At 36.9% G+C, this 19,999-nt stretch carries 18 protein-coding genes; 5 read left to right on the forward strand and 13 right to left on the reverse strand.

All coding sequences use genetic code 11. From position 1 onward, the window contains the following. Positions 1-165 precede the first annotated feature (165 nt). The 3 genes from ACSVDH_RS25600 to garR form a co-directional block, all read right to left on the reverse strand. Positions 166-1,485 (reverse strand): gluconate:H+ symporter, encoded by a 1,320-nt coding sequence (locus tag ACSVDH_RS25600; RefSeq protein ID WP_439252623.1) that lies wholly within the window; start codon positions 1,483-1,485, stop codon positions 166-168. Between the two features lie 217 nt (positions 1,486-1,702). Then, on the reverse strand, positions 1,703-3,136 hold the full coding sequence (locus ACSVDH_RS25605; protein WP_439252621.1) for a four-carbon acid sugar kinase family protein: 1,434 nt from the start codon (positions 3,134-3,136) through the stop codon (positions 1,703-1,705). Continuing rightward, complete coding sequence (garR, locus tag ACSVDH_RS25610; protein ID WP_439252620.1) at positions 3,133-4,035, reverse strand: 2-hydroxy-3-oxopropionate reductase; 903 nt, start codon at positions 4,033-4,035, stop codon at positions 3,133-3,135. The genes ACSVDH_RS25605 and garR overlap by 4 nt, the downstream gene beginning before the upstream one ends. Positions 4,036-4,249: 214 nt before the next feature. On the opposite strand from garR, the gene ACSVDH_RS25615 reads away from it, so the two are divergent. From ACSVDH_RS25615 to ACSVDH_RS25625, 3 genes are all read left to right on the forward strand, one after another. Next, the gene (locus tag ACSVDH_RS25615) at positions 4,250-4,939 is read left to right on the forward strand and encodes an FCD domain-containing protein (protein WP_518617443.1); all 690 of its coding nucleotides are present in this window, start codon (positions 4,250-4,252) and stop codon (positions 4,937-4,939) included. A gap of 322 nt (positions 4,940-5,261) precedes the next feature. Next, positions 5,262-8,336 carry a hybrid sensor histidine kinase/response regulator gene (locus tag ACSVDH_RS25620; protein WP_439252618.1) on the forward strand — a complete coding sequence of 1,025 codons (3,075 nt, stop codon included), beginning with the start codon at positions 5,262-5,264 and terminating at the stop codon, positions 8,334-8,336. 40 nt (positions 8,337-8,376) lie between these two features. Then, positions 8,377-9,492, forward strand: coding sequence for a response regulator (locus ACSVDH_RS25625; protein ID WP_439252617.1), 1,116 nt, complete (start codon positions 8,377-8,379; stop codon positions 9,490-9,492). 14 nt (positions 9,493-9,506) lie between these two features. On the opposite strand, the gene ACSVDH_RS25630 is transcribed toward ACSVDH_RS25625, so the two are convergent. The 5 genes from ACSVDH_RS25630 to modA all read right to left on the reverse strand — a co-directional run bounded on the left by ACSVDH_RS25630 (position 9,507) and on the right by modA (position 13,512). After that, positions 9,507-9,644 carry an anti-repressor SinI family protein gene (locus tag ACSVDH_RS25630; protein WP_439252616.1) on the reverse strand — a complete coding sequence of 46 codons (138 nt, stop codon included), beginning with the start codon at positions 9,642-9,644 and terminating at the stop codon, positions 9,507-9,509. 929 nt (positions 9,645-10,573) lie between these two features. After that, the gene (locus ACSVDH_RS25635) at positions 10,574-10,936 is read right to left on the reverse strand and encodes a VOC family protein (protein WP_439252615.1); all 363 of its coding nucleotides are present in this window, start codon (positions 10,934-10,936) and stop codon (positions 10,574-10,576) included. A gap of 50 nt (positions 10,937-10,986) precedes the next feature. Next, positions 10,987-11,814, reverse strand: a complete 828-nt coding sequence (locus tag ACSVDH_RS25640; protein ID WP_439252614.1) for an AraC family transcriptional regulator — start codon at positions 11,812-11,814, stop codon at positions 10,987-10,989. A 238-nt stretch (positions 11,815-12,052) separates the two neighbouring features. Continuing rightward, a complete protein-coding gene (gene modB, locus ACSVDH_RS25645) occupies positions 12,053-12,721 on the reverse strand; it encodes a molybdate ABC transporter permease subunit (RefSeq protein ID WP_439252613.1) in 669 nt (222 codons plus the stop codon). Next, positions 12,718-13,512, reverse strand: a complete 795-nt coding sequence (gene modA / locus ACSVDH_RS25650; protein ID WP_439252612.1) for a molybdate ABC transporter substrate-binding protein — start codon at positions 13,510-13,512, stop codon at positions 12,718-12,720. The genes modB and modA overlap by 4 nt, the downstream gene beginning before the upstream one ends. A gap of 152 nt (positions 13,513-13,664) precedes the next feature. Between modA and ACSVDH_RS25655 the strand changes: the two genes are divergently transcribed. After that, positions 13,665-14,603 carry a helix-turn-helix transcriptional regulator gene (locus tag ACSVDH_RS25655; RefSeq protein WP_439252611.1) on the forward strand — a complete coding sequence of 313 codons (939 nt, stop codon included), beginning with the start codon at positions 13,665-13,667 and terminating at the stop codon, positions 14,601-14,603. A gap of 193 nt (positions 14,604-14,796) precedes the next feature. Here ACSVDH_RS25655 and pdxR read toward each other — a convergent pair whose 3' ends face one another. Continuing rightward, the gene (gene pdxR / locus ACSVDH_RS25660; protein ID WP_439252610.1) at positions 14,797-16,245 is read right to left on the reverse strand and encodes a MocR-like pyridoxine biosynthesis transcription factor PdxR; all 1,449 of its coding nucleotides are present in this window, start codon (positions 16,243-16,245) and stop codon (positions 14,797-14,799) included. Between the two features lie 128 nt (positions 16,246-16,373). On the opposite strand from pdxR, the gene ACSVDH_RS25665 reads away from it, so the two are divergent. Beyond that, complete coding sequence (locus ACSVDH_RS25665) at positions 16,374-16,985, forward strand: LysE/ArgO family amino acid transporter (protein ID WP_439252609.1); 612 nt, start codon at positions 16,374-16,376, stop codon at positions 16,983-16,985. A 265-nt stretch (positions 16,986-17,250) separates the two neighbouring features. Here the strand turns inward: ACSVDH_RS25665 and hisIE are convergent, their stop codons facing one another. From hisIE to hisH, 4 genes are read right to left on the reverse strand one after another with little or no spacing between them, the layout of a single operon-like run. Beyond that, positions 17,251-17,883 carry a bifunctional phosphoribosyl-AMP cyclohydrolase/phosphoribosyl-ATP diphosphatase HisIE gene (gene hisIE / locus ACSVDH_RS25670; protein WP_439252607.1) on the reverse strand — a complete coding sequence of 211 codons (633 nt, stop codon included), beginning with the start codon at positions 17,881-17,883 and terminating at the stop codon, positions 17,251-17,253. Further along, the gene (gene hisF, locus ACSVDH_RS25675) at positions 17,880-18,638 is read right to left on the reverse strand and encodes an imidazole glycerol phosphate synthase subunit HisF (protein WP_439252606.1); all 759 of its coding nucleotides are present in this window, start codon (positions 18,636-18,638) and stop codon (positions 17,880-17,882) included. The genes hisIE and hisF overlap by 4 nt, the downstream gene beginning before the upstream one ends. Further along, on the reverse strand, positions 18,635-19,372 hold the full coding sequence (gene hisA, locus ACSVDH_RS25680) for a 1-(5-phosphoribosyl)-5-[(5-phosphoribosylamino)methylideneamino]imidazole-4-carboxamide isomerase (RefSeq protein WP_439252605.1): 738 nt from the start codon (positions 19,370-19,372) through the stop codon (positions 18,635-18,637). The genes hisF and hisA overlap by 4 nt, the downstream gene beginning before the upstream one ends. Next, on the reverse strand, positions 19,369-19,998 hold the full coding sequence (hisH, locus tag ACSVDH_RS25685; protein WP_439252604.1) for an imidazole glycerol phosphate synthase subunit HisH: 630 nt from the start codon (positions 19,996-19,998) through the stop codon (positions 19,369-19,371). The genes hisA and hisH overlap by 4 nt, the downstream gene beginning before the upstream one ends. Between the last annotated feature and the right edge of the window lies 1 nt (position 19,999).

The raw sequence follows: 19,999 nt of genomic DNA on the forward strand, positions 1-19,999 counted from the left end.
TCCTAAATTATACCATTTAACTGTTAAGTAAATTATTTATTTGATTGTTATACTTAAACTTTTAAAAAAAACGTCTTAAATCCATTATCGACAATGGTTTAAGACGTTTCATCCTTTTATATTCAAAACTTACTATGCTTAATGAAACACTACAAGTATCTCACCTTACATGAACATATCTAAGATTAAGACACCAGCAAGTCCAACTAAAGAAATTATGGTTACCATAACAGACCAAGTTTTAATTGTCTGCCCAATAGAAAGGTTAAAGTATTCTTTATAAATCCAGAAGCCTGCATCATTTACGTGTGAGAAGGTAACGCTTCCAGCACCTGCAGCTAATACCATCAATTCCGGGCTAGCCCCAGTTGCAGCGACAAGAGGTGCGGCAATTCCTGCTGCAGTCATACCTGCTACTGTTGCAGAACCTACTGCTACCCTAAGAATGGCTGCAATTAGCCAAGTTAAAAGCAACGGAGAAAGAGTAGAGCCAGCCATCGTATCAGAAATATATTTATCAATATGGCTGTCTACAAGGACTTGTTTGAATGCTCCGCCTGCAGCAATAATTAATAAGATCATCGCAATACCGCTGACAGAATCAGTAAGAGATTGCATAATTTCCGGCATTTTTTTGCCTAAGTTTAGACCAAATGTAAAGAAAGCAACAAGAACTGAAATGAATAGTGCAATATTCGCATTTCCGATAAAGTCCGTCACCGGTGCAATCGCTGAATTTGGAGCAAAAATTTGTACACATGCTTGTAAAGCAATGAGAATAACAGGTAAGAGTGCTGTGAAAATACTAACCCCAAAGCTAGGAAGTTCTTCTTCTTTAAATTCCTTAGGGTTAAATAATCCTTTTGGAATCTCGATTTCTAGTGATTCTTTCTTAAAGAATTTGACATAAACCGGACCTGCAAGAATAAAAGCAGGGATTGCAATGATTATTCCCAGAATTAACGTTAAGCCAATATTTGCCCCAAACACGTTTGCTATTGCAGTTGGTCCTGGGTGTGGGGGGACAAATCCATGCATTGTAATCAGTGCAGCAATAACCGGCATCCCAATATAAAGGACAGGCACTCCTGCTGCTGTTGCAATTGTAAACACTAACGGGATAAGAACAACAACCCCTGTTTCAAAGAATAAGGCGATTCCAACTACAGCCGCAGTTATGACAGCAGCAAGTTGAATTTTCTTTTCTCCGAATGCGTTAATCATGGTTGTCGCAATTCGCTGTGCACCACCAGAATCGGTCATTAACTTACCGAGTATACCCCCAAAGATAATAATCATCGTAAGATGTCCAAGTGTTCCTCCCAATCCGGCTTCAATTGATTCTATTGCCTCTATCGGAGTCATTCCTTCCAGAACTCCTACAACGAGGGAAACAAGAAGTAATGCTACAAAAGCGTTTAATTTAAACGTCATCATTAATAGTAATAACAGAGCTACCCCTATCGTAACTGAAATAATCGGCATTTTTTATTCCTCCTATTTGAATAATAAAAGAGGTTCACCACTATAAGGAGTCTACATTAATCCTTTATTCTTGCTGTCCTAAAATTCTGTGCTGAATGTGCAGACTCCTTACTTAAATCAACCTTTTTAGAAATATTGTCTCGTTTTCTAATCTAGCTCCCAGAGGCTTGGACACTAACACCTCGAGGATAGTCTTACAAAGGTCTAAGTTTTCTTATTAGTTGCTTAACTGTTCAACAACTTCTCTTAGATCAGTCTTTGTCCCTACGTTTCCTGGGAAGATAACATAAGAAATCCCAGGGAACTTGCTTTCACTGCCTGTCGTCCAAACTGGAATTCCAGGTCTAATTTGTCCTGCTACCGTTGCTCTTTTAACTTCAAGACCTTTTGTTCCAATATCACTTGATGTGATGCCGCCTTTAGCAATGATGAAGGAAGGTCTTGCTTCTAATCTTTTCACGATGCTTGTTACAGCATCGGATATTTTTACAGATAGCTTTAATTCCTCTTCTTTTTTGCCCTCACCAAGATCAAGTCTTTCCCGTTTTGTATAAACGGCGACATTTTTCCCGTTCGAGATCAGCTGATTCGTTGTTTCTACAACTCGATCAAGTTCTTTTTCAAATTTTTCAGGTTCTAACACAAGGTGAACATTGAATTCAATAAACTTAACTTTATCCGCTTTTTTCAGTTCTTCAAACTGTTCTGTTGTTTTTTTGACATGTGAACCAATAATAACGAGGCCGCCATTTGTTGTCTCATCACTCATCAATTCCTCGCGGGAAAGTAAAGGCTTGTCACTAACGCCTCCAATCACTTTCGTTAGTGCGGCTGCACTTCTAAACATGAAGTTTTTTCCTTTATTGATTGATCGAATTAAAGCAGTAGTAAAAATTTTTACATCAGCATAATCCACTGCATTGACAATGACCTTATTAAAATCTTCAACATTCAACAGTTGCTGTTCAATCGTTTCAATATCAAGAGAACGCAGACTTTCAAGGGAAATATACGTCATATCCTCAGCTTTGTATTCACCTTGAGATTTTTCTTCTGCCCATTCACCCAGATGTGATTTTGTATAACCAAACGTACGGTCTTTTGCAAATTCAGTTTCGCCTGCTGGGACTAACTGTTCATCATATTGAACAAAGTGGATATTATCAATTGTGAAGCGTCCTCCTTCTTTAAAAAATGGCAGGATGACTTCACCGTCAAACTTACTATCAGAATTTGCTTCAACCGTTTCCTTTAATACCTTAGTTTCTAGCGGATAATGGCCTCTTAATGTAGAGTCGCCGCGGCTAATAATGATAAATTCACGATTGAACTTCTTTGCTGCTTGGACAATATTAGCTGCTATTTCTTGATGTACTTGATCTGTTTCTGCAGCTGTAAATCCGCGTGAGTTAGTTAAAACAAAGAACATGGCATTTTCATCTTTAAATCCTTCTTCGATGCTGTTCAACGTCCAATCTGTAAAAACGGAAATCCCATGAACGGTTTGAACTCCAGTTGGATCATCATCAAGAACGATAATTTTTTTATTCAAGTTTTTAAGTTCCTTCTCTATCATTTCATTCACGGTGGCTGTATCAACAGCTGGTATTCTGTTAAACACTTCTTCTACTAATCTTTTATTTGTACTCATTGATTAGAACCACCCCTTACTTCTACGTTTGCAAGCTTTTCATAATACTGAACGATACCGCCGTGGTCATCCATTAGCTTGCCATCAACCTTTAAGGCATGAAAGATTTCTAATAGATGACTTGATAATGGAAGAGGTACACCAATTTCATGAGCGGTATCCATTACATTTGTCATATCCTTCATATTGATGGCAATCGTACCGCCTGGTTCAAAATTTCTTTCCATAATTAATGGAACCTTTGCATCGAGTACCGCACTGCCTGCTAATCCGCTTCTAATCGCTTGATACATTTTTTCAATGTCAATTCCAGCTTTAGCTGCTAATACTAGTGCTTCAGACATCGCAGCAATGTTAAGGTTTACAATGATTTGGTTAGCCAGCTTTGCCGTAACCCCGCATCCGCTGTCTCCAACTAATGTCACATCTTTTCCCATGTCCATTAGAACAGGTTTGGCAGCTTCAAATATTTCTTCCTTCCCGCCAACCATGATGGCTAATGTCCCGTCAATTGCTTTTGGTTCACCGCCGCTTACTGGTGCATCTAAAAAGCCAACGCCTCTTTTTGCTGCTTCTGCCGCTAGTTCCTTTGAAACATCAGGTGTAATGGAACTCATATCAACAATAATGGAGCCTTCTTTTGCTCCTGCTAAAATTCCATTGTCACCTAATACAACAGCTTTTACATGTTTAGACGCTGGAAGCATGGTGAAAATGACTTCACTTTTTTCTGCAGCTTCCCTCGCTGAACCAGCTGCAGTTGCACCCGCTTTCAATAATGTTTGTACTGCATCTTGATTAAGATCATGAACTGTTAACGAATGTCCTGCCTTAATCAAATTTAAAGCCATAGGTTTTCCCATTATGCCTAGTCCGATAAAGCCTATTTTTTTTGTCATGCTGAATTCCCCCTATGTGAATGATGGTTTATACCGAATTAATCACTCGGTCATATTGTAAAGTAAAATAAATTGTTCAATAGCAATCGCTTACATCAATGTTTACGTTTTTATTGTATACTATGAAATTATTTTTGTATACAATTTTATTATCTTTTGTATACAATTTAATTTAAACAGTATACTTTTTGCTGTTATGTCTGTTTAATCCAGTATGATTTTTAAAAATAATTTGGTACTATGGATATTAATAGGAAATAAATACTGGGGTGAAAAATTAGTGCTTGAAAGTAATAGCTCACGGCCTGCGTATCATCAGTGTTATGAAATTCTCCGTGATAAAATCTTGAATGGTGAGATTTCAGGTGGTACCAAAATAGTGGAAGAAAAAATCGCTGCTGAACTTGGCTTTAGCAGAACACCTGTAAGAGAATCAATACGAAAATTAGAAAATGAAGGACTTATTGTTAAAAAGAGAGTGGTTAAACCTACGGAGAAGGATTTACGAAATATGTTTAGTGTCCGGATCCTGTTAGAAGGGTACTCTGCTAGATGTGCTGCAACCTTTTTAAAAGATAACGATATTGAAAAACTGTACGAATATGTTGAGATTGGCAGAAAAGGGAATAAAGAAGAAATCATGTCCGCCAATGAAAGCTTTCATAATGATATTGTGAAAGCGAGCAATAATCCGGTGATGATTGATATCATTGACAGGATGCAGGCGATTATTTACCTATTTCGAAAAACGGTTGTGATTTATAATCGACCGCATCTAATTGATGAACATGAGGAAATTTATGAAGCCATAAAGTCAAGAGACGGGGAAAAGGCTGAAATCTTAATGAAAAAACACCTGGAAAATGACTTGAGCTTTTATCTGCATGTCATGAGCAATGAGTAGAGATCTTCTACTATAAATGAAAATGTTTTATATTTCTTTTAAAAAGTGCCTTCAGAACAATCTGATGGCATTTTTTATAACCCAAAATATCAATTATCGGTCATATCCTCCATTGTCATTTCATATCCGCTTTTATTTTCTTCTGCTTGAACAGTCTTTTCATCTAAAAACAGAAGCCTGGCATTCTTTTGTCTGATATTACCTACTTTAATATGAACTTTTCTAGGTATTAAGCATTGAGTGTTGCAAATAATTTCCTTTTCTGGCAACTTATTAAATAAGAATATATTTAACTAGTAATCAAACATCAGGGAGAAAACAAATGTCTTTTCGAAAAATACTTGCAATCATTATTTTTTTTATTATCCTTCTTACAAGCCTCCGATTCGTTTGGTTTATCAACCATTTACCACTCAATCAACCGTTTGTTGAGAAAGGAATCATTGACTTATCTCAGTTACCATTATCTGATAAATCTACCGTTGCTCTTGATGGGGAGTGGACATTTTATCCAAATGTATTTGCTTCACCTAAAGATCTAGCAGCTGTGGCAGAACAAAACATCATTCAAGTACCGCGCGGGTGGAAGGAGCTTTCCACTTTAGCAAACGAAAAAGAGCAAGTAGGCACTTATGAGTTGCGGATCCATGTACAAGACGATAAAGAAGAGTACAGGTTAAAAGTTCACCGAATTGCAGACTCATTTATTCTCTACGCAAACGGAGATAAGATCGAACAACGAACTGCTTATAGTAACACAATGTCCTCCCTTGTTCCATCTATTTTAACGGTGAAGCCTGATAAAACTGGATGGATTCATCTGGTCATTGCTGTTTCTTCTAGTGATGAAATCTATGATGGCGGGTTATTAAAATCGATTCGCTTCGGAACAGAAAGTGCTATTACGAGAGAACATTTGACATCATTGGCCATGCAGCTTATGGTGGCTGCCATCATGATAATCCACGGAATCTATGCGTGTATTCTTTATTTTATTCGTCCGAAAAAAATCGAGCTTTTGTATTTTATGGTGGCCGTGTTACTTTCCTCTCTATCCGTTTTGGTTAGTGACGATCGCCTCATTCTTCAATGGATACCATTAAATTATGAGCTATTTGTTAAGCTTGCGTACCTGACATATACAGGGCTCTCCCTTTTCTTCTTATTGTTTGTAAGATACCTATTTACTAATGATAAACGAAATCATATGGTGCGATGGATTTCTGGATTTTGCTGGTTATATGGGCTGTTTATTGCTTTGGCTCCTACCACACTGATACGAGGATGGTCCATATTGCTTCTTTTTGTTCTAGCCATTCCTTTTACTGCGATTATTTTACTTGTGGCTCAAGTAATTATAAAAAAAGAGAAAGATTCCCTCTTTTTACTGTTAGCTGCTATTAGCGTGGCTTCAAGCATCCTATGGTCATCTTTTGCCGGAAGAATACATGCATTGAACTTAGGGATGATTAGCATGATTGATCCAAGCTTTTATCCAGTTGATTTGACCCTTGCATTTTTGACATTTTCTACTTTTTGGTTCATTCGCTTCTTTCGCGCAAATGACGAAAATAGCGAGCTCGTGGAAAAGCTGCAAAAGGAGTATGCGACAAAGGATCAATTTTTAGTTAATACATCCCTCGAGCTTCGTAATCCCTTGCACGGAATGATCAATATGGCTCAAAGCATCACGGATCGAGATGGGGGCAGACTTACTCTTCAAAGCAAACAAAACCTTGAGCTGCTCATGATCATAGGTCGGCGGATGTCCTATTTAGTAAACGATTTAATTAATGTGACGAAAATGGAGCAAAACAAAATCAGCTTACATAAACAACCAGTTGCCCTTCTTCCTGCCATCACAACTGTTGTTAATGTTCAAAGAATATTGATGGACTCGAAAAATCTTCACTTTCAGCTAGATATCCCTAACGATTTTCCGTATGTTTATGCGGATGAGACCCATCTCAGACAAATTATGTTCAATTTGCTGAATAATTCGGTGAAATATACAGAGAATGGTGTGATCGCTGTTGAAGCCAAGGTGAAAAACAAACAGGCAGTCATCCATATAAAGGATTCTGGCATCGGAATGGATGAAGAAACACAAAAGCGGGTTTTTCTTCCGTATGAGAAAGGAGCAAAGGAGCGTTCCGATGACCCAGGCGGGCTGGGGTTAGGACTGAGTATTTGCCAAAAGTTAGTCACGATGAATGGAGGAACCCTAACCGTTACATCCAACCCTTCAAAAGGCTCTGTGTTCACCTTTACCTTGCCGCTCGTACATGATGAAGAGAGAATACATGCAGAAAATAGTCCTGCTCCAACCATCAGCCAAGAAGACATTGTCTGCCAAGAGTTAGCAGTGTCTGAAGCACAACTGTCTGCAAGGAATGAACATGGTTCTATCAAACCAAAAATTTTGGCTGTTGATGATGATCCAATGAATCTTCATGTCTTAAAAAACATTCTCTCAGCAGAAGAGTATTCAATTGAAACCGTCACAAGCGCTGAAGAAGTTTTAAATCGCTTGGATGAAGGTTGGGATCTCATTATTGCCGATGTGATGATGCCAACCATGTCAGGCTACGAATTAACAAGAAAGATTCGAAAGCATTTTTCTATTTCTGAACTCCCAGTCTTATTACTAACAGCTCACAATAACCCTGAAGAAGTTTATACAGGGTTTCTTGCAGGAGCAAACGATTATCTTGTAAAACCAATCGATACACTGGAATTAAGGGTGCGGATTGGCGTTGTGATCGACCTAAAGCATTCGATAATGGAACGATTAAGAATGGAAAGTGCTTGGCTGCAATCACAAATTCAGCCGCATTTTCTCTTTAATACACTAAATTCAATTGCTGCATTAGTGGTTACTGATTCATCTAAAATGCTTATGTTACTCAATGAATTCAGCAATTATTTACGCTTAAGCTTTGATTTTAATAATGCTGAACCTCTTGTTCCATTATCGCAGGAGCTCTCGCTTGTCCAATCCTATTTATATATTGAAAAGGTAAGGTTTAATAAGCGTCTTACAGTTAATTGGGAGCTTCATTACAGTGGTGAATGGATGATTCCGCCTTTAACCATTCAGCCGCTTGTCGAAAATGCTGTTAAACATGGGATTTTATCGAAGCCAGAAGGGGGGACTATTTCGATAAAACTATCCGAAGAAGGCAATGATTTAAAAGTTGAAATTTGTGATGATGGTAAAGGGATAAGTCCAGAGAAACAACATAATCTGTTTACATTTGAAAAGACTGAACAAAAAAGAGGAATAGGGCTTATGAATGTAAATCGTCGCCTGAAGCAAATATACAGGCAAGGATTAACTATTCAAAGTAAAGTAGACCAAGGAACAAAAGTTACATTTTTTATCCGAAAAGATTAAGGAATAATGATAGATTGATAGAAACTAAAGGAGGTAAAGAATGATTAAGGCCATATTAGTTGATGATGAAATCCTGGCACTAAATTATTTAACTAATTTACTACAAGCGTATCCTATGATTCATATTGTTAATACGTATACAGATAAAACTAGTATTCTTGAGGATATTCAGAAGCATCCCGTTGATGTGGTATTTTTAGATATTGAAATGGCTGATGGAAACGGCTTAGACTTTGCAGAAATTCTTTATTCTTTATCTCCTTCAATTCAAATTGTTTTTGTCACTGCATATGCTGAACATGCAATAAAAGCGTTTGAACTAAATTCAATTGATTATTTATTAAAACCGGTTATGCCCAATCGATTAGCTAAAACCATCCAACGATTATCTGAAACGATCATTGACAAGAAAGTTGACAGTAATATAGGGAAACCGTCAATATCTATTCATTGCTTTCATGAATTCCAGGTATTAAAAGATGGAGAACTGCTGCATTTTAAAACGGCAAAAGTAAAGGAGTTATTCGCCTATTTTGTAACCTATATGAATACATACATTCCTCGTGACCGTATTATCGATAGCCTATGGCCTAATCATGACAGCAAAAAGGCAAAAATCAATCTCCATACTTGCCTATCCCATTTGCGCAAATTTTTGAGTACAATTGGCTATCCAAACTGTATTACTTTTTCAAATCAGAGTTATATTTTTTCAATGGATTCGTTTTATTGTGATTTTACTTTGTTCAATGAGACTGTTAAAACTATAGAAATGGTTAACAAATCAAACATACTTCAGGTCGAGGAAGCACTTAAACAATATTCTGGTTCTTTTATGGAATGGAACAACTATGAATGGGCAAATGAAGTCGCACAAAAAATTGAAAATGATGTTATTATACTTTTAGAAAAAGTAATAGATTATTATAGTGACACTAACTTTTATAAAGCATTACATTATTTACAAATCCAAAGAAAGCTATCACCATACTTAGATCGAAATATAGAGCGCACTATGCATCTTCTTATTCAAAAAGGAAACCATGTTGAAGCAATGAAAATATATAATGAGTATAAGATATTGCTTTCAGAAGATCTAGGACTTGAACCCAGAGGCCGTCTCACAACACTTTATCAGTCATTACTATTAGGATAACTATTACCAGAGGGTCATATATCTTTCCACATTTTATTATTGGATTGAAAAAAGGCCCTAATTTCCTCTATACTCATTCCTAATTTCTTTGCTTCAATAATTAAAGAGATCCATTCCTCATCTAATTGATTTTTTTTACAGGTATTATTCATCCTCTTCTCCCCCTAAATATATTTAATTGTGCTTTCATTTTATCGGTTATCTCTTAAAAATCTCTTAAATAAAAAATGGCAATCCGTAATGGACCGCCTTTAACCTCTCGTTATAATTATTATTGGCCATAAATTCATACTTTAGATCCTCTTCAGTGAATTCTCTATTCGAATTTTTTGCATTTTTATAAAATAAGACGCTTTATCCACTAAAGTTTTTCTTTATCAGCTACTTATAAAGGGATAATTTTATCTCCGTTTACGGACAAAGACTAAAGCAAAGGAGAGCCGGTAGCACCATGAAATGACCCCTAAATATAGACACGTTAAAAAAGTGTTTCTATTCGGGATTTTTGTGGTTTTATAACCCAAAACCCGTTCTTATACGAGAATTTATCCATTAGAAACGGGGAGGTAATTTATGAGTAAGATTATTTTTAATGATCATGAATGAAGAGTTTTAGACTCACCCCAAATGTCTCTTCAGTTTCAGATCGAACAATTCAGTTTACATCTGAGTTTAAAATCCAAGTTGTTAAAGCTATTTTAGAATGAAATTTTTCTAGTCTTCCTTTATTTACATCCTTAGCTTTTTCCCATTTTTCTTTTAACCCCTCAATTCCTTCTCTTTTATAGTTATAGTGATTAACAAATTCTGTATACTCTTGTCCAATAGATTTAGCTCCAAAAACCTTATTAAAATATAAATTTATCTACTTTTATTTCAATATCTAAAGTATAGGTTTTTCTAATTCCCCTATAAAAAAATCCCCTTATAGTAAACAGTAAAGCATCTTGCTTTTTACTATAAGGGGAGAATATCAGTTTACCGAAGTCATCAAATCGCTGCATAAAAAAGCAGTTTCTTCTTTTATTTAATTTGTTTATTTATAGGGTTCAGTTCATATTAGAACTCGCCTGTCTTTTGTCTATCCTTTAATAATAAATTCGTTACCGTCTTCATCACTGAATTGTGCAAAAGTTCCCCATTGCATTTCTTTTGGCTCTTCCTTAAATTCTACTCCATTTGCTTTCATCTTTTCATATGTCTCTAAAACATGATCACATTCAAATACAATGGATGCTCTCATATTTTCAAAGCCTTTCATCATGGCCTTTGGATAAATCACTAAACGAGATTGGGCATTTTGAGGAGCGACTTCAAGCCACATTGCTTCTGGCCCCATTGGATGCTCGGCAATAACCTCAAAGCCTGCTTTGTTCACCCAAAATTCCTTTGCTTTTTGTTGATCTTCAACGTATACTGCCACAGTTCCTATATTCGTAATCATCAGATGTTCCTCCTTCAATATTTTCGATTTTTATCGTAGCAAAACCGTTTTTATTCATCTTGTAAAAAAACGACATTCTTTTGCGCATTTTGTCCCCGGCTCCTTTTTTCCAGCATCCAGTTTTTATATTCATTAGGAGTAAGACCTATACATTCTTTAAAGTCTTTTGAAAAATGAGCATAGTCATAGTAACCGAACTCTTCCATACAATCATAAAGGTCTATTGCGGGATTAAAAAACATTTTTAGCCGAACTTGATTAAACCTTGCTACTTTGCTTAACTTTTTCGGAGTAAGCCCTGTTAACTCAATTACTTTTCTTTCAAATTGTCTTTGAGAATAGTTACTCATCGAAACAAAAGTTTGTATGTTCCGTTGGACAGGGGATTCATACAGTTCAGTCAAAATCTGAATAAATTCTTTATCCAAATCATGGCCTTGATTGAATGATTCCAACAAAAACTCTTGAAGAAGATTCATCCCTTCCCCTAATTCAAGATCCCTTAATTCGTTCTCTATCGTTTCAATCTTACTTTTATTAAATAGAGTGCTAAGAGGCACAAATTTGTCCCTAAGTTCTTTTAAATCCGCATCAAGCAAAAACTTTAATCCCCAGGGTTTTAGACGAACACCAAATAAACGAATGTTACCGTTCGCAGTTAATCGATGATAATGAGTCAATGACCCTATTAAAAATGAGGTATCCATTGATTGATTATGAATTTTGTACCTAGAACCAAAATGAAAAATGATTTCATAGCATCCATCTGGCCAAAGCACTTCACCTTGATCGTATTCACTATATTCCCTATCTAAATACCAAAAGCATTTGATATACGGATCTAATTCAACTGGTGGTTTCTTTTCTTCATATCTCATCTGCTTTACTCCAATATGTATCATATTTTATCTTTCAACATACAATTCATACCAATTATTATAACCATTACTCATCTAAAACCATTACTCAAAACGTATTTCAAACTCTTTTGTGGATTTAATCAATATAATCGAAAATCAGGAATTAAGAGGTTTTATTCGGAGAAGCTTATTCCACTTATCGTCTCAAGATCAAAAGAAAAAGAGAGCTGTAATTCTCTCTTTAGCACCTGCTTGTTTAATAACGTTTTTTGATAACATTCATTAATAATAGCATCATAAAAGAGATGATTAAAATGACAATTACCCAAGACCAAGCTAAAGTCATATTTCCCGAGTCCATAGCTAAATAGATGGCAGTCGGTATCGTTTGTGTTACCCCAGGTATATTTCCTGCAAACATGAGAGTAGCTCCAAATTCGCCAAGTCCCCGTGCGAAGCTTAAAATAGTTCCAGTTATAATTGCCTTTGAAGCTAATGGAAGAGAAATAAACATAAAAACCTTCATCTCGTTAGCCCCATCAACTCTTGAAGCATCTTCAATTTCTCTATCGATCGTTTCAAATCCAGTTATTGCTGACTGATACATTAGTGGAAAAGCAACAACAACCGCAGAGATAACAGCAGCCCAAAATGTAAAGATAAGAGGTTGATTAAATAGAGCTTCAATCAATTGACCTAAAAATGATTGCTTACCAAATATCACAATTAATAAAAATCCCACCACTGATGGAGGTAAAACTAATGGTAAAAGCAGAACGGTATCTATAATCGATTTTCCTTTAAAAGTTCTATTTGCCATTATTCTTGCAGTTAGTACACCAACTATTAATACAATTAAGAGTGAGAAAGAAGCAATTTCTAATGAAAGTTGAACTGGAGACCAAAAAATATCATGAAATGTCATTTTAAGAGATTGGAAAATCCGTATTCCTCTAGAATGGTTAAAGCTTTATCTGATTGCATATAGTCAAAGAAAGCTTTTGCTTCTTCTAGTTTTTTACTCTCATTAATTATGCCTAATGGATAAATAATTGGTGTGTGTGTACCTTCTTCAGCTGCTGCTAAAACATTTATTTTAGAAGAAATGAGTGCATCGGTATTATACACAATACCAGCATCTACATTTCCTGTTTCTACATATGTCAAAACTTGTCTTACATCTTTAGCATAGACCATCTTGTTTTTAACACCTTCCCACTCACCTATGTTTTCCAGCATTTCTTTTGCATATTTTCCAGCTGGTACTGTTTTTGGGGTCCCGATCGCTATTTTTTGCGCTTTATCATTTAAATCACTAAATTCCTCAATACCGTTTTTACTTTTTTTAGGAGTTACCAGCACAATTTTATTTCCAACTAAATCAACCCCATTTTCTTGGTCAATGTAACCTTTATTCACCAGTTCATCAAACTTATCCTCTGCAGCTGAGAAAAAAAGATCTGCTGGTGCCCCCTGCATAATCTGTTGTTGCAGTGTTCCAGAGCTCCCAAAGTTATAGGTAACTTCAATGTCTGGATGCTCCTCTTCAAAAGTCGTTTTAATTTCATTTAAAGCATCGGTTAAACTCGCTGCTGCTGATACCGTTATTTCTGTATGCTCATGCCTATTTTCTTGTGCTTCTTCTGTTACTTGTCCTGCAGCGTTACAGCCGGTTACATATATCAGCAAGATTAATATAGGTAATAATCTTTTCATTAAAATCCCTCTTTATAATATAATTAGATATAACTAAATATAATTAATTATAACTAATTATAATATATTATTGTCAGATTTTTTCACATACTTTTAATCCTTGTTTTCTTATCAAGTGGTTATCGTTACAATAAATCAAAAGGAGGTTTATTATGACCAATGAAATTTCATATACCGTAGAAGAAGTAGCTAACTTATTAAAAGTATCTAAATTAACTGTCTATGACTTGATAAAAAAAGGGAAAATTCCTTCATTTAAAGTCGGCAGACAAATGAGAGTCAATGCAAAAGATTTAGATTCATTTATAAGCGGAAAACAAGCAGAGCATACTACCGGACTACACCCTTCTTCTACTAATAATAAACAAAAACAGCAAAAAGAAAACAAACAACATGTATTAATAAGCGGCCAAGATATGGTATTAGACATACTCGGGAAACATATAGAAAAGAAAGGGAATTTTAAGGCCTTAAGGACTTATGAGGGAAGTTTAAACAGTCTCCTTGCGATGTATAGAGGAGAGTGTGATATTGTAAGTTTACATATGTTTGATGGTGATACAGGAGAGTATAATGTTCCTTTTGTTAGAAAGATATTAATTGGTTTTCAATATACTATAATAAATTTAGTGTCGCGAAAAGCAGGTTTCATGGTACAAAGAGGAAATCCGCAAAATCTAACTACGTGGAATGATTTAAAAAAGAAGAATATTCGCTTAATGAACCGTGAAATAGGTTCAGGAGCAAGAATACTGCTTGAAGAACAGTTAAGAATCAATAACATATCTCATTCGGAAATTTTAGGGTATGAAAATGCAGAAACAAGTCATTTAAGTGTCGCGTCTTCTATCGTTTCTGGAAAAGCAGATGTAGGAATTGGAATTGAAAAGGTTGCAAAAATGGTAGGTCTTGATTTTATCCCTTTAATTACCGAAAGATATGACTTAGTGATGATCCATAATCAACAAAATCAGGAAATCATTGAAATCGTAGAAGGTATATTACGTACTGCTTCTGTAAAGGAAGAAATTCAATCTTTAGGAGATTATGATGTTTCAGAAACAGGACAAGTAGTATATAAGACAAGCTAAGGTCTGCATGGATCGAACTCCCCCTTAGCTTGTCTCCCTCTAAGAAAAAGCTCTCTTTATTTAAAAAAGATGGTTGTCAAAATATATCCTTGTTTTCCCGAGGACTAACTCAAAGATGTCTAACACTTCATCTCTACCAAGGACTTAAACATTAAAAAGTGCTTTCAGTAAATCTGATGGTCCTTTTTACTAACTAAGAAGTGAGATCTTGAATGATTTCTGCCAGTCTAATCAGCCCATTTTCTATTTGTCGGGGGGAAGCATATGAATAAGATAGGCGGAGATGTTGTTGATCATTTCGATCGTAAACATTTCCCGGGTTAAGCAAAATGCCTGCTTTTAATGCTTTTTCAAACAAACCTCGCATTGAAATTTGTTTGTTTATCGAAAGCCATATATAAAAACCACCATCTGGTTTATTCCAGGTTCCTATATCTTTAAAGTATTTATGTAAGATAGCGACAGTAAAGTCTCTTCGATATTTTAATTCTCCTCTAATCTTTTTAAGATGTTGATCGTATAAACCAGATGATAGATATTCCGAAACAGCATACTGAGATAGAGAACTTGCCCCATAGTCTGTTTGCATTTTTATATCGGATAAACGATCAATAACAGGTTCAGGACCAATTACCCACCCAATTCTAAGCCCAGGACCAAGGGTTTTAGACATGCTTCCTACATATAATACAAGACCTTGGTTATCCATTGCTTTTAATGGAATTGGCGGCGGCTTTTCAAACCATAAATCACCATAAACATCATCCTCAATAATCGGCAGCCTTTCAATTTGACAAACATTTAATAACTCCATACGTCTTTGCGAAGACATTAAAATACCTGTTGGGTTGTGAAAAGCTGGGATAGTATATAGTAAAGCTCCGTTATGCTGCTTTTTTAACCTTCCAATTGTATTCGTTATGATTCCTTCATCATCCATAGGAATACCAAATAAATTCATTCCTGCTGATTGAAAGACATGAATTGAATTCAAATAGGAAGGAGATTCAAGGAAAATGGTTGATCCACGGTGCAATAAACCTAAAGAGATCAATTGTAATGCCTGGAGAGCCCCTGAAACAATCAAGATTGAAGAAGGCGAAACATCAATTCCTTTAGATTTTATATATTCACTTATCATTTCCCTTAAGTAAAGGTTCCCTTTCGGTTCTGAATATCCTAAAGTGAACATCTTTGAAGAATCGTTTTGGAAGATTTGTTTCATTTTCTCAAAAGGCAATAGTTCGGGAGAAAGCTCACCTGTACCAAGGCGTATGATGTTGGGATTTGATTCAGCTCTATTGATTTCTTGTATGATTTGTATGTTGGATTGATAAGAACCTGCCTTCACATAGCTGTTCCAATCAGGCGGAGGAGTAGAAGCGAGTAAACTCCAAGTATTATTGACAACAATCGTACCTTTTCCAACTTTTGATTCAATGAATCCGTCCGCTGCCAGCTCTCCCATCGCATAAACAATTGTACTGCGATTAACTTGAAATTTTTTTGCTAGATCCCGTTGTGAAGGGATTCTGGTTCCGACAGACCATTCACCATTCATTATTTTCCTTTTCATATATTCCGCTATTTGTTGATGCAATGGTATAGAAGATGACTTGTTTAACATCCATTCTTTTGGCACAAAGAAAACTCCTGACTTTTTCTTTCAATTATATCCGATTGGTTGGATAAAGTCTCAACCAATTGGTTGGAGACCTACCTCCCTTTTTCCTATAAAATATAGGTAATAATTAAACTGGAGGCGTAAAAATGTTAGAAGCTATACTTCATGGTTTTATCTTAGCACTCGGGTTAATCCTGCCTTTAGGGGTGCAAAATGTGTTGGTGTTTAATCAAGGTGCTACACAACCTCAATTTTCTAGAGCATTACCAGTTATCATTACTGCATCCATTTGTGATACGTTACTAATTTCCTTAGCCGTTTTAGGGGTTTCTATGGTTGTTCTTGAATATGTGTGGTTAAAAACAGCCCTCCTCTCTTCAGGTATTTGTTTTTTACTATATATGGGGTTTGTTACATGGAGAAGTAAACCTATGATGGATCAACAGGATGAAAAAGATTCATTTTCAGCCAAAAGGCAGATTGTCTTTGCTATGTCTGTATCTTTATTAAATCCTCATGCTATTTTAGATACAGTTGGTGTCATCGGAACAAGCTCCTTAACCTATTTAGGAGTCGAAAAGTTGGCATTTGCTGTTTCTTGTATACTTGTTTCATGGGTATGGTTTGGAGGACTGGGGATTGTCGGGAGAATGTCAGGAAAACTGGATAAATCAGGGCGTTTTTTATTCATTTTAAATAGGATTTCAGCAATCGTCATGTGGGGAACAGCAGGGTTTATCGGATTTAAACTTATTTGAGTAAAGTTCAAATGGACAAAAATCGATTTATTCATTTTTGATTTTGTCTCAAAGAATGCCTCGATTGGACTAATCTTGATTTATTCATTTTAGAAAATGTCTAATGAATTGGCTTTATTGGACAAAACTCCAGTTTAAACCCTAGGTTAATTCTCCCCTCAAAAACCTGTCAATCAACAAAATATGCAGTCCAACTCATAGGTGAATTGGACTGCTAACTAGTGTATGATTTAATGTAATGTGCTCAAAAACTTTCTCATCATAACTATTCTTTTGAAACATGTCTTTTCTCTAAAACCTTCAACACTTCATCTAACGGAAGCTTTTGCTCTCTTAATAGGACCATCAAGTGGAACAGTAAATCGGCAACCTCCCATTTAAGTTCCTCATGGTCTCGATTTTTTGAGGCGATAATCACCTCGGATGCTTCTTCGCCGACCTTTTTCAAAATCTTATCGACACCTTCTGTAAACAAATAGGTAGTATAAGAACCTTCAGGAAGCTCGTTTTCACGTTCGGCAATGAGTTTTTCAAGGGTGTTTAAAATTTGGAAGCGATCTTGTTTTACATCAACGACTTCCTGTTTATCGATCGTTTCACTAAAGCATGTATATGCCCCAGTGTGGCAGGCAGGGCCTGCTGGCTGTACGAGAACCAAGATAGCATCCTGGTCGCAATCGTATCTCATTTCCACGACCTTTTGGATGTTTCCTGATGTGCCGCCTTTATGCCACAGCTCTTGTCGGGAACGGCTGTAAAACCATGTTTCCTTTGTTTCCAATGTCTTTTTTAAGGATTCCTCATTCATGTAAGCTAATGTTAGCACTTCTTTGCTTGCCGCATCCTGTACGATTGCCGGAACTAGTCCGTTTTGGTCAAATTTAATCGATTCGATCATCTTACATTCACCCCCTGGTTTTCTAAATACGCTTTAACTTCCTTTACAGATGTTTCTTTATAATGGAAAATCGACGCTGCTAACGCTGCATCTGCTTTTCCTTCTTGGAATGCATGCAAAAAGTGTTCAGCATTCCCTGCACCGCCTGAGGCAATAACAGGAACAGATACTGCTTCACTTACCGCTTTGTTTAACGCAAGATTAAAACCGTTTTTCTCTCCGTCGCTGTCCATGCTTGTTAACAGAATTTCACCGGCACCGCGCTTTACTGCCTCCTGCGCCCATTGTACAACTTCCCATTCTGTCGCATTTCTGCCGCCATGTGTGTACACGCGCCAGCTGCCTAATTGCTCATCATATTTTGCATCAATCGCCACAACAATACATTGGGAACCGAAAAAGTTGGCCCCTTCCGTGATCAAATCCGGATTCAGCAAGGCAGCCGTATTTAACGATACTTTATCTGCCCCTGCGCGCAGAATTCGTTTCATATCCTCAAGTGAATTGATCCCGCCGCCGACTGTAAATGGTATAGCAAGCTGGGCAGCAACCTGCTCAACCACATCTACCATTGTCTTCCGTCCCTCATGTGAAGCGGAAATATCAAGAAACACAAGCTCATCTGCGCCCTCTTCATCATAAAATTTCGCCAATTCGACCGGATCACCGGCATCCCTTAATCCTAGGAATTGAATCCCTTTTACCACTCGTCCTTCTTTTACATCTAAGCATGGAATAATACGCTTTGTAATCATGATTGTTTTCCTACCTTCAATGCCTCAGTCAGACTAAATTGATTTGTATAAAGCGCCTTGCCGACAATCGCACCTGATACGCCTGTCGATTCGTATTCAGAAAGTGTTTCTAAATCCTTTAATGAGCTTACACCGCCGGAAGCAATCACTTGCTTATTCGTTGCCTTTGCCATTTCAACGATTGCCTCGACATTCGGGCCTGACAGCATGCCATCTGTCGCAATATCTGTGAAAATAAATACTTCAGCACCAGCGTTCGCAAGCTCTTTGCCAAGATCTGTTGCTTTTACATTGGACGTATTTAACCAGCCCTCTGTTGACACATAGCCATCCTTTGCATCAATGCCAATCGCAATCTTTTCCCCATATTTGCTGAGCATTTTTTTCACGAAATCTGGATTGGAGATGGCTGCACTTCCTAAAATAACGCGATCTACACCATTTGATAAATAGAATTCTACATCTTCCTCGGTGCGAATGCCGCCGCCGATTTGAATCTTTGCGGAAAGCTTCTGTGCCGCATCAATGACATGCTGGTGATTAATAAGCTTTCCTTCCTTCGCTCCATCTAAATCAACCATATGGATCCAGCTGGCATCTTGGTCATCGAATTGCTTGGCCATGTCAAAAGGAGAATCGCCATAGACCGTCTCTTTATTATAATCGCCTTGAAGCAGGCGTACGCATTTGCCGCCCCGCATATCGATTGCAGGATAAATGATAAATTGGCTCATCTTCCTTCTCCCTCCACGAGCTTAATATAATTTTTCAGAATGGCTAACCCTAGCTCACTGCTTTTTTCAGGATGAAATTGTGTGCCAAATACATTGCCTTTTCCAACAACTGCGGGAACATCAACGCCATAGTCTGCCGTTGCCAACAGCGCATCCTTCTCTTCTGTGTCAACATAATACGAGTGAACAAAATAGGCATGACCGCCTGACAAGTTCTGAAGCAACGGGCTGTCGTTTTGTATCTGCAATTCATTCCAGCCCATATGCGGAACCTTAAGCGTTGTTCCCCCAACCGTTTCAGGGATCCTGACAACCTTACCTGGTAAAAGGGACAATCCCTTTGAAAGCCCGTTTTCCTCGCTTTCTTCAAAAAGAAGCTGCATGCCAAGGCAGATGCCTAACAGCGGCTTACCGTCAGCAACGACTTTCTGAATGAAATCTGTTAAGCCTGTTTCATTTAAAATCGACATTGCATCTTTAAACGCACCAACACCCGGAAGAATGTAGCCATCTGCTTTTTCCAGCTCAGCTTGGTCAGGTGAAAGAATGTAATCTACATTCATCCGTTCAAGCGCTTTTGAGACACTATATAAATTTCCCATTCCATAATCGATAATGGCAATCATT

It is taken from the genome of Metabacillus sp. Hm71, from assembly GCF_051842955.2.
Taxonomy (GTDB): domain Bacteria; phylum Bacillota; class Bacilli; order Bacillales; family Bacillaceae; genus Metabacillus.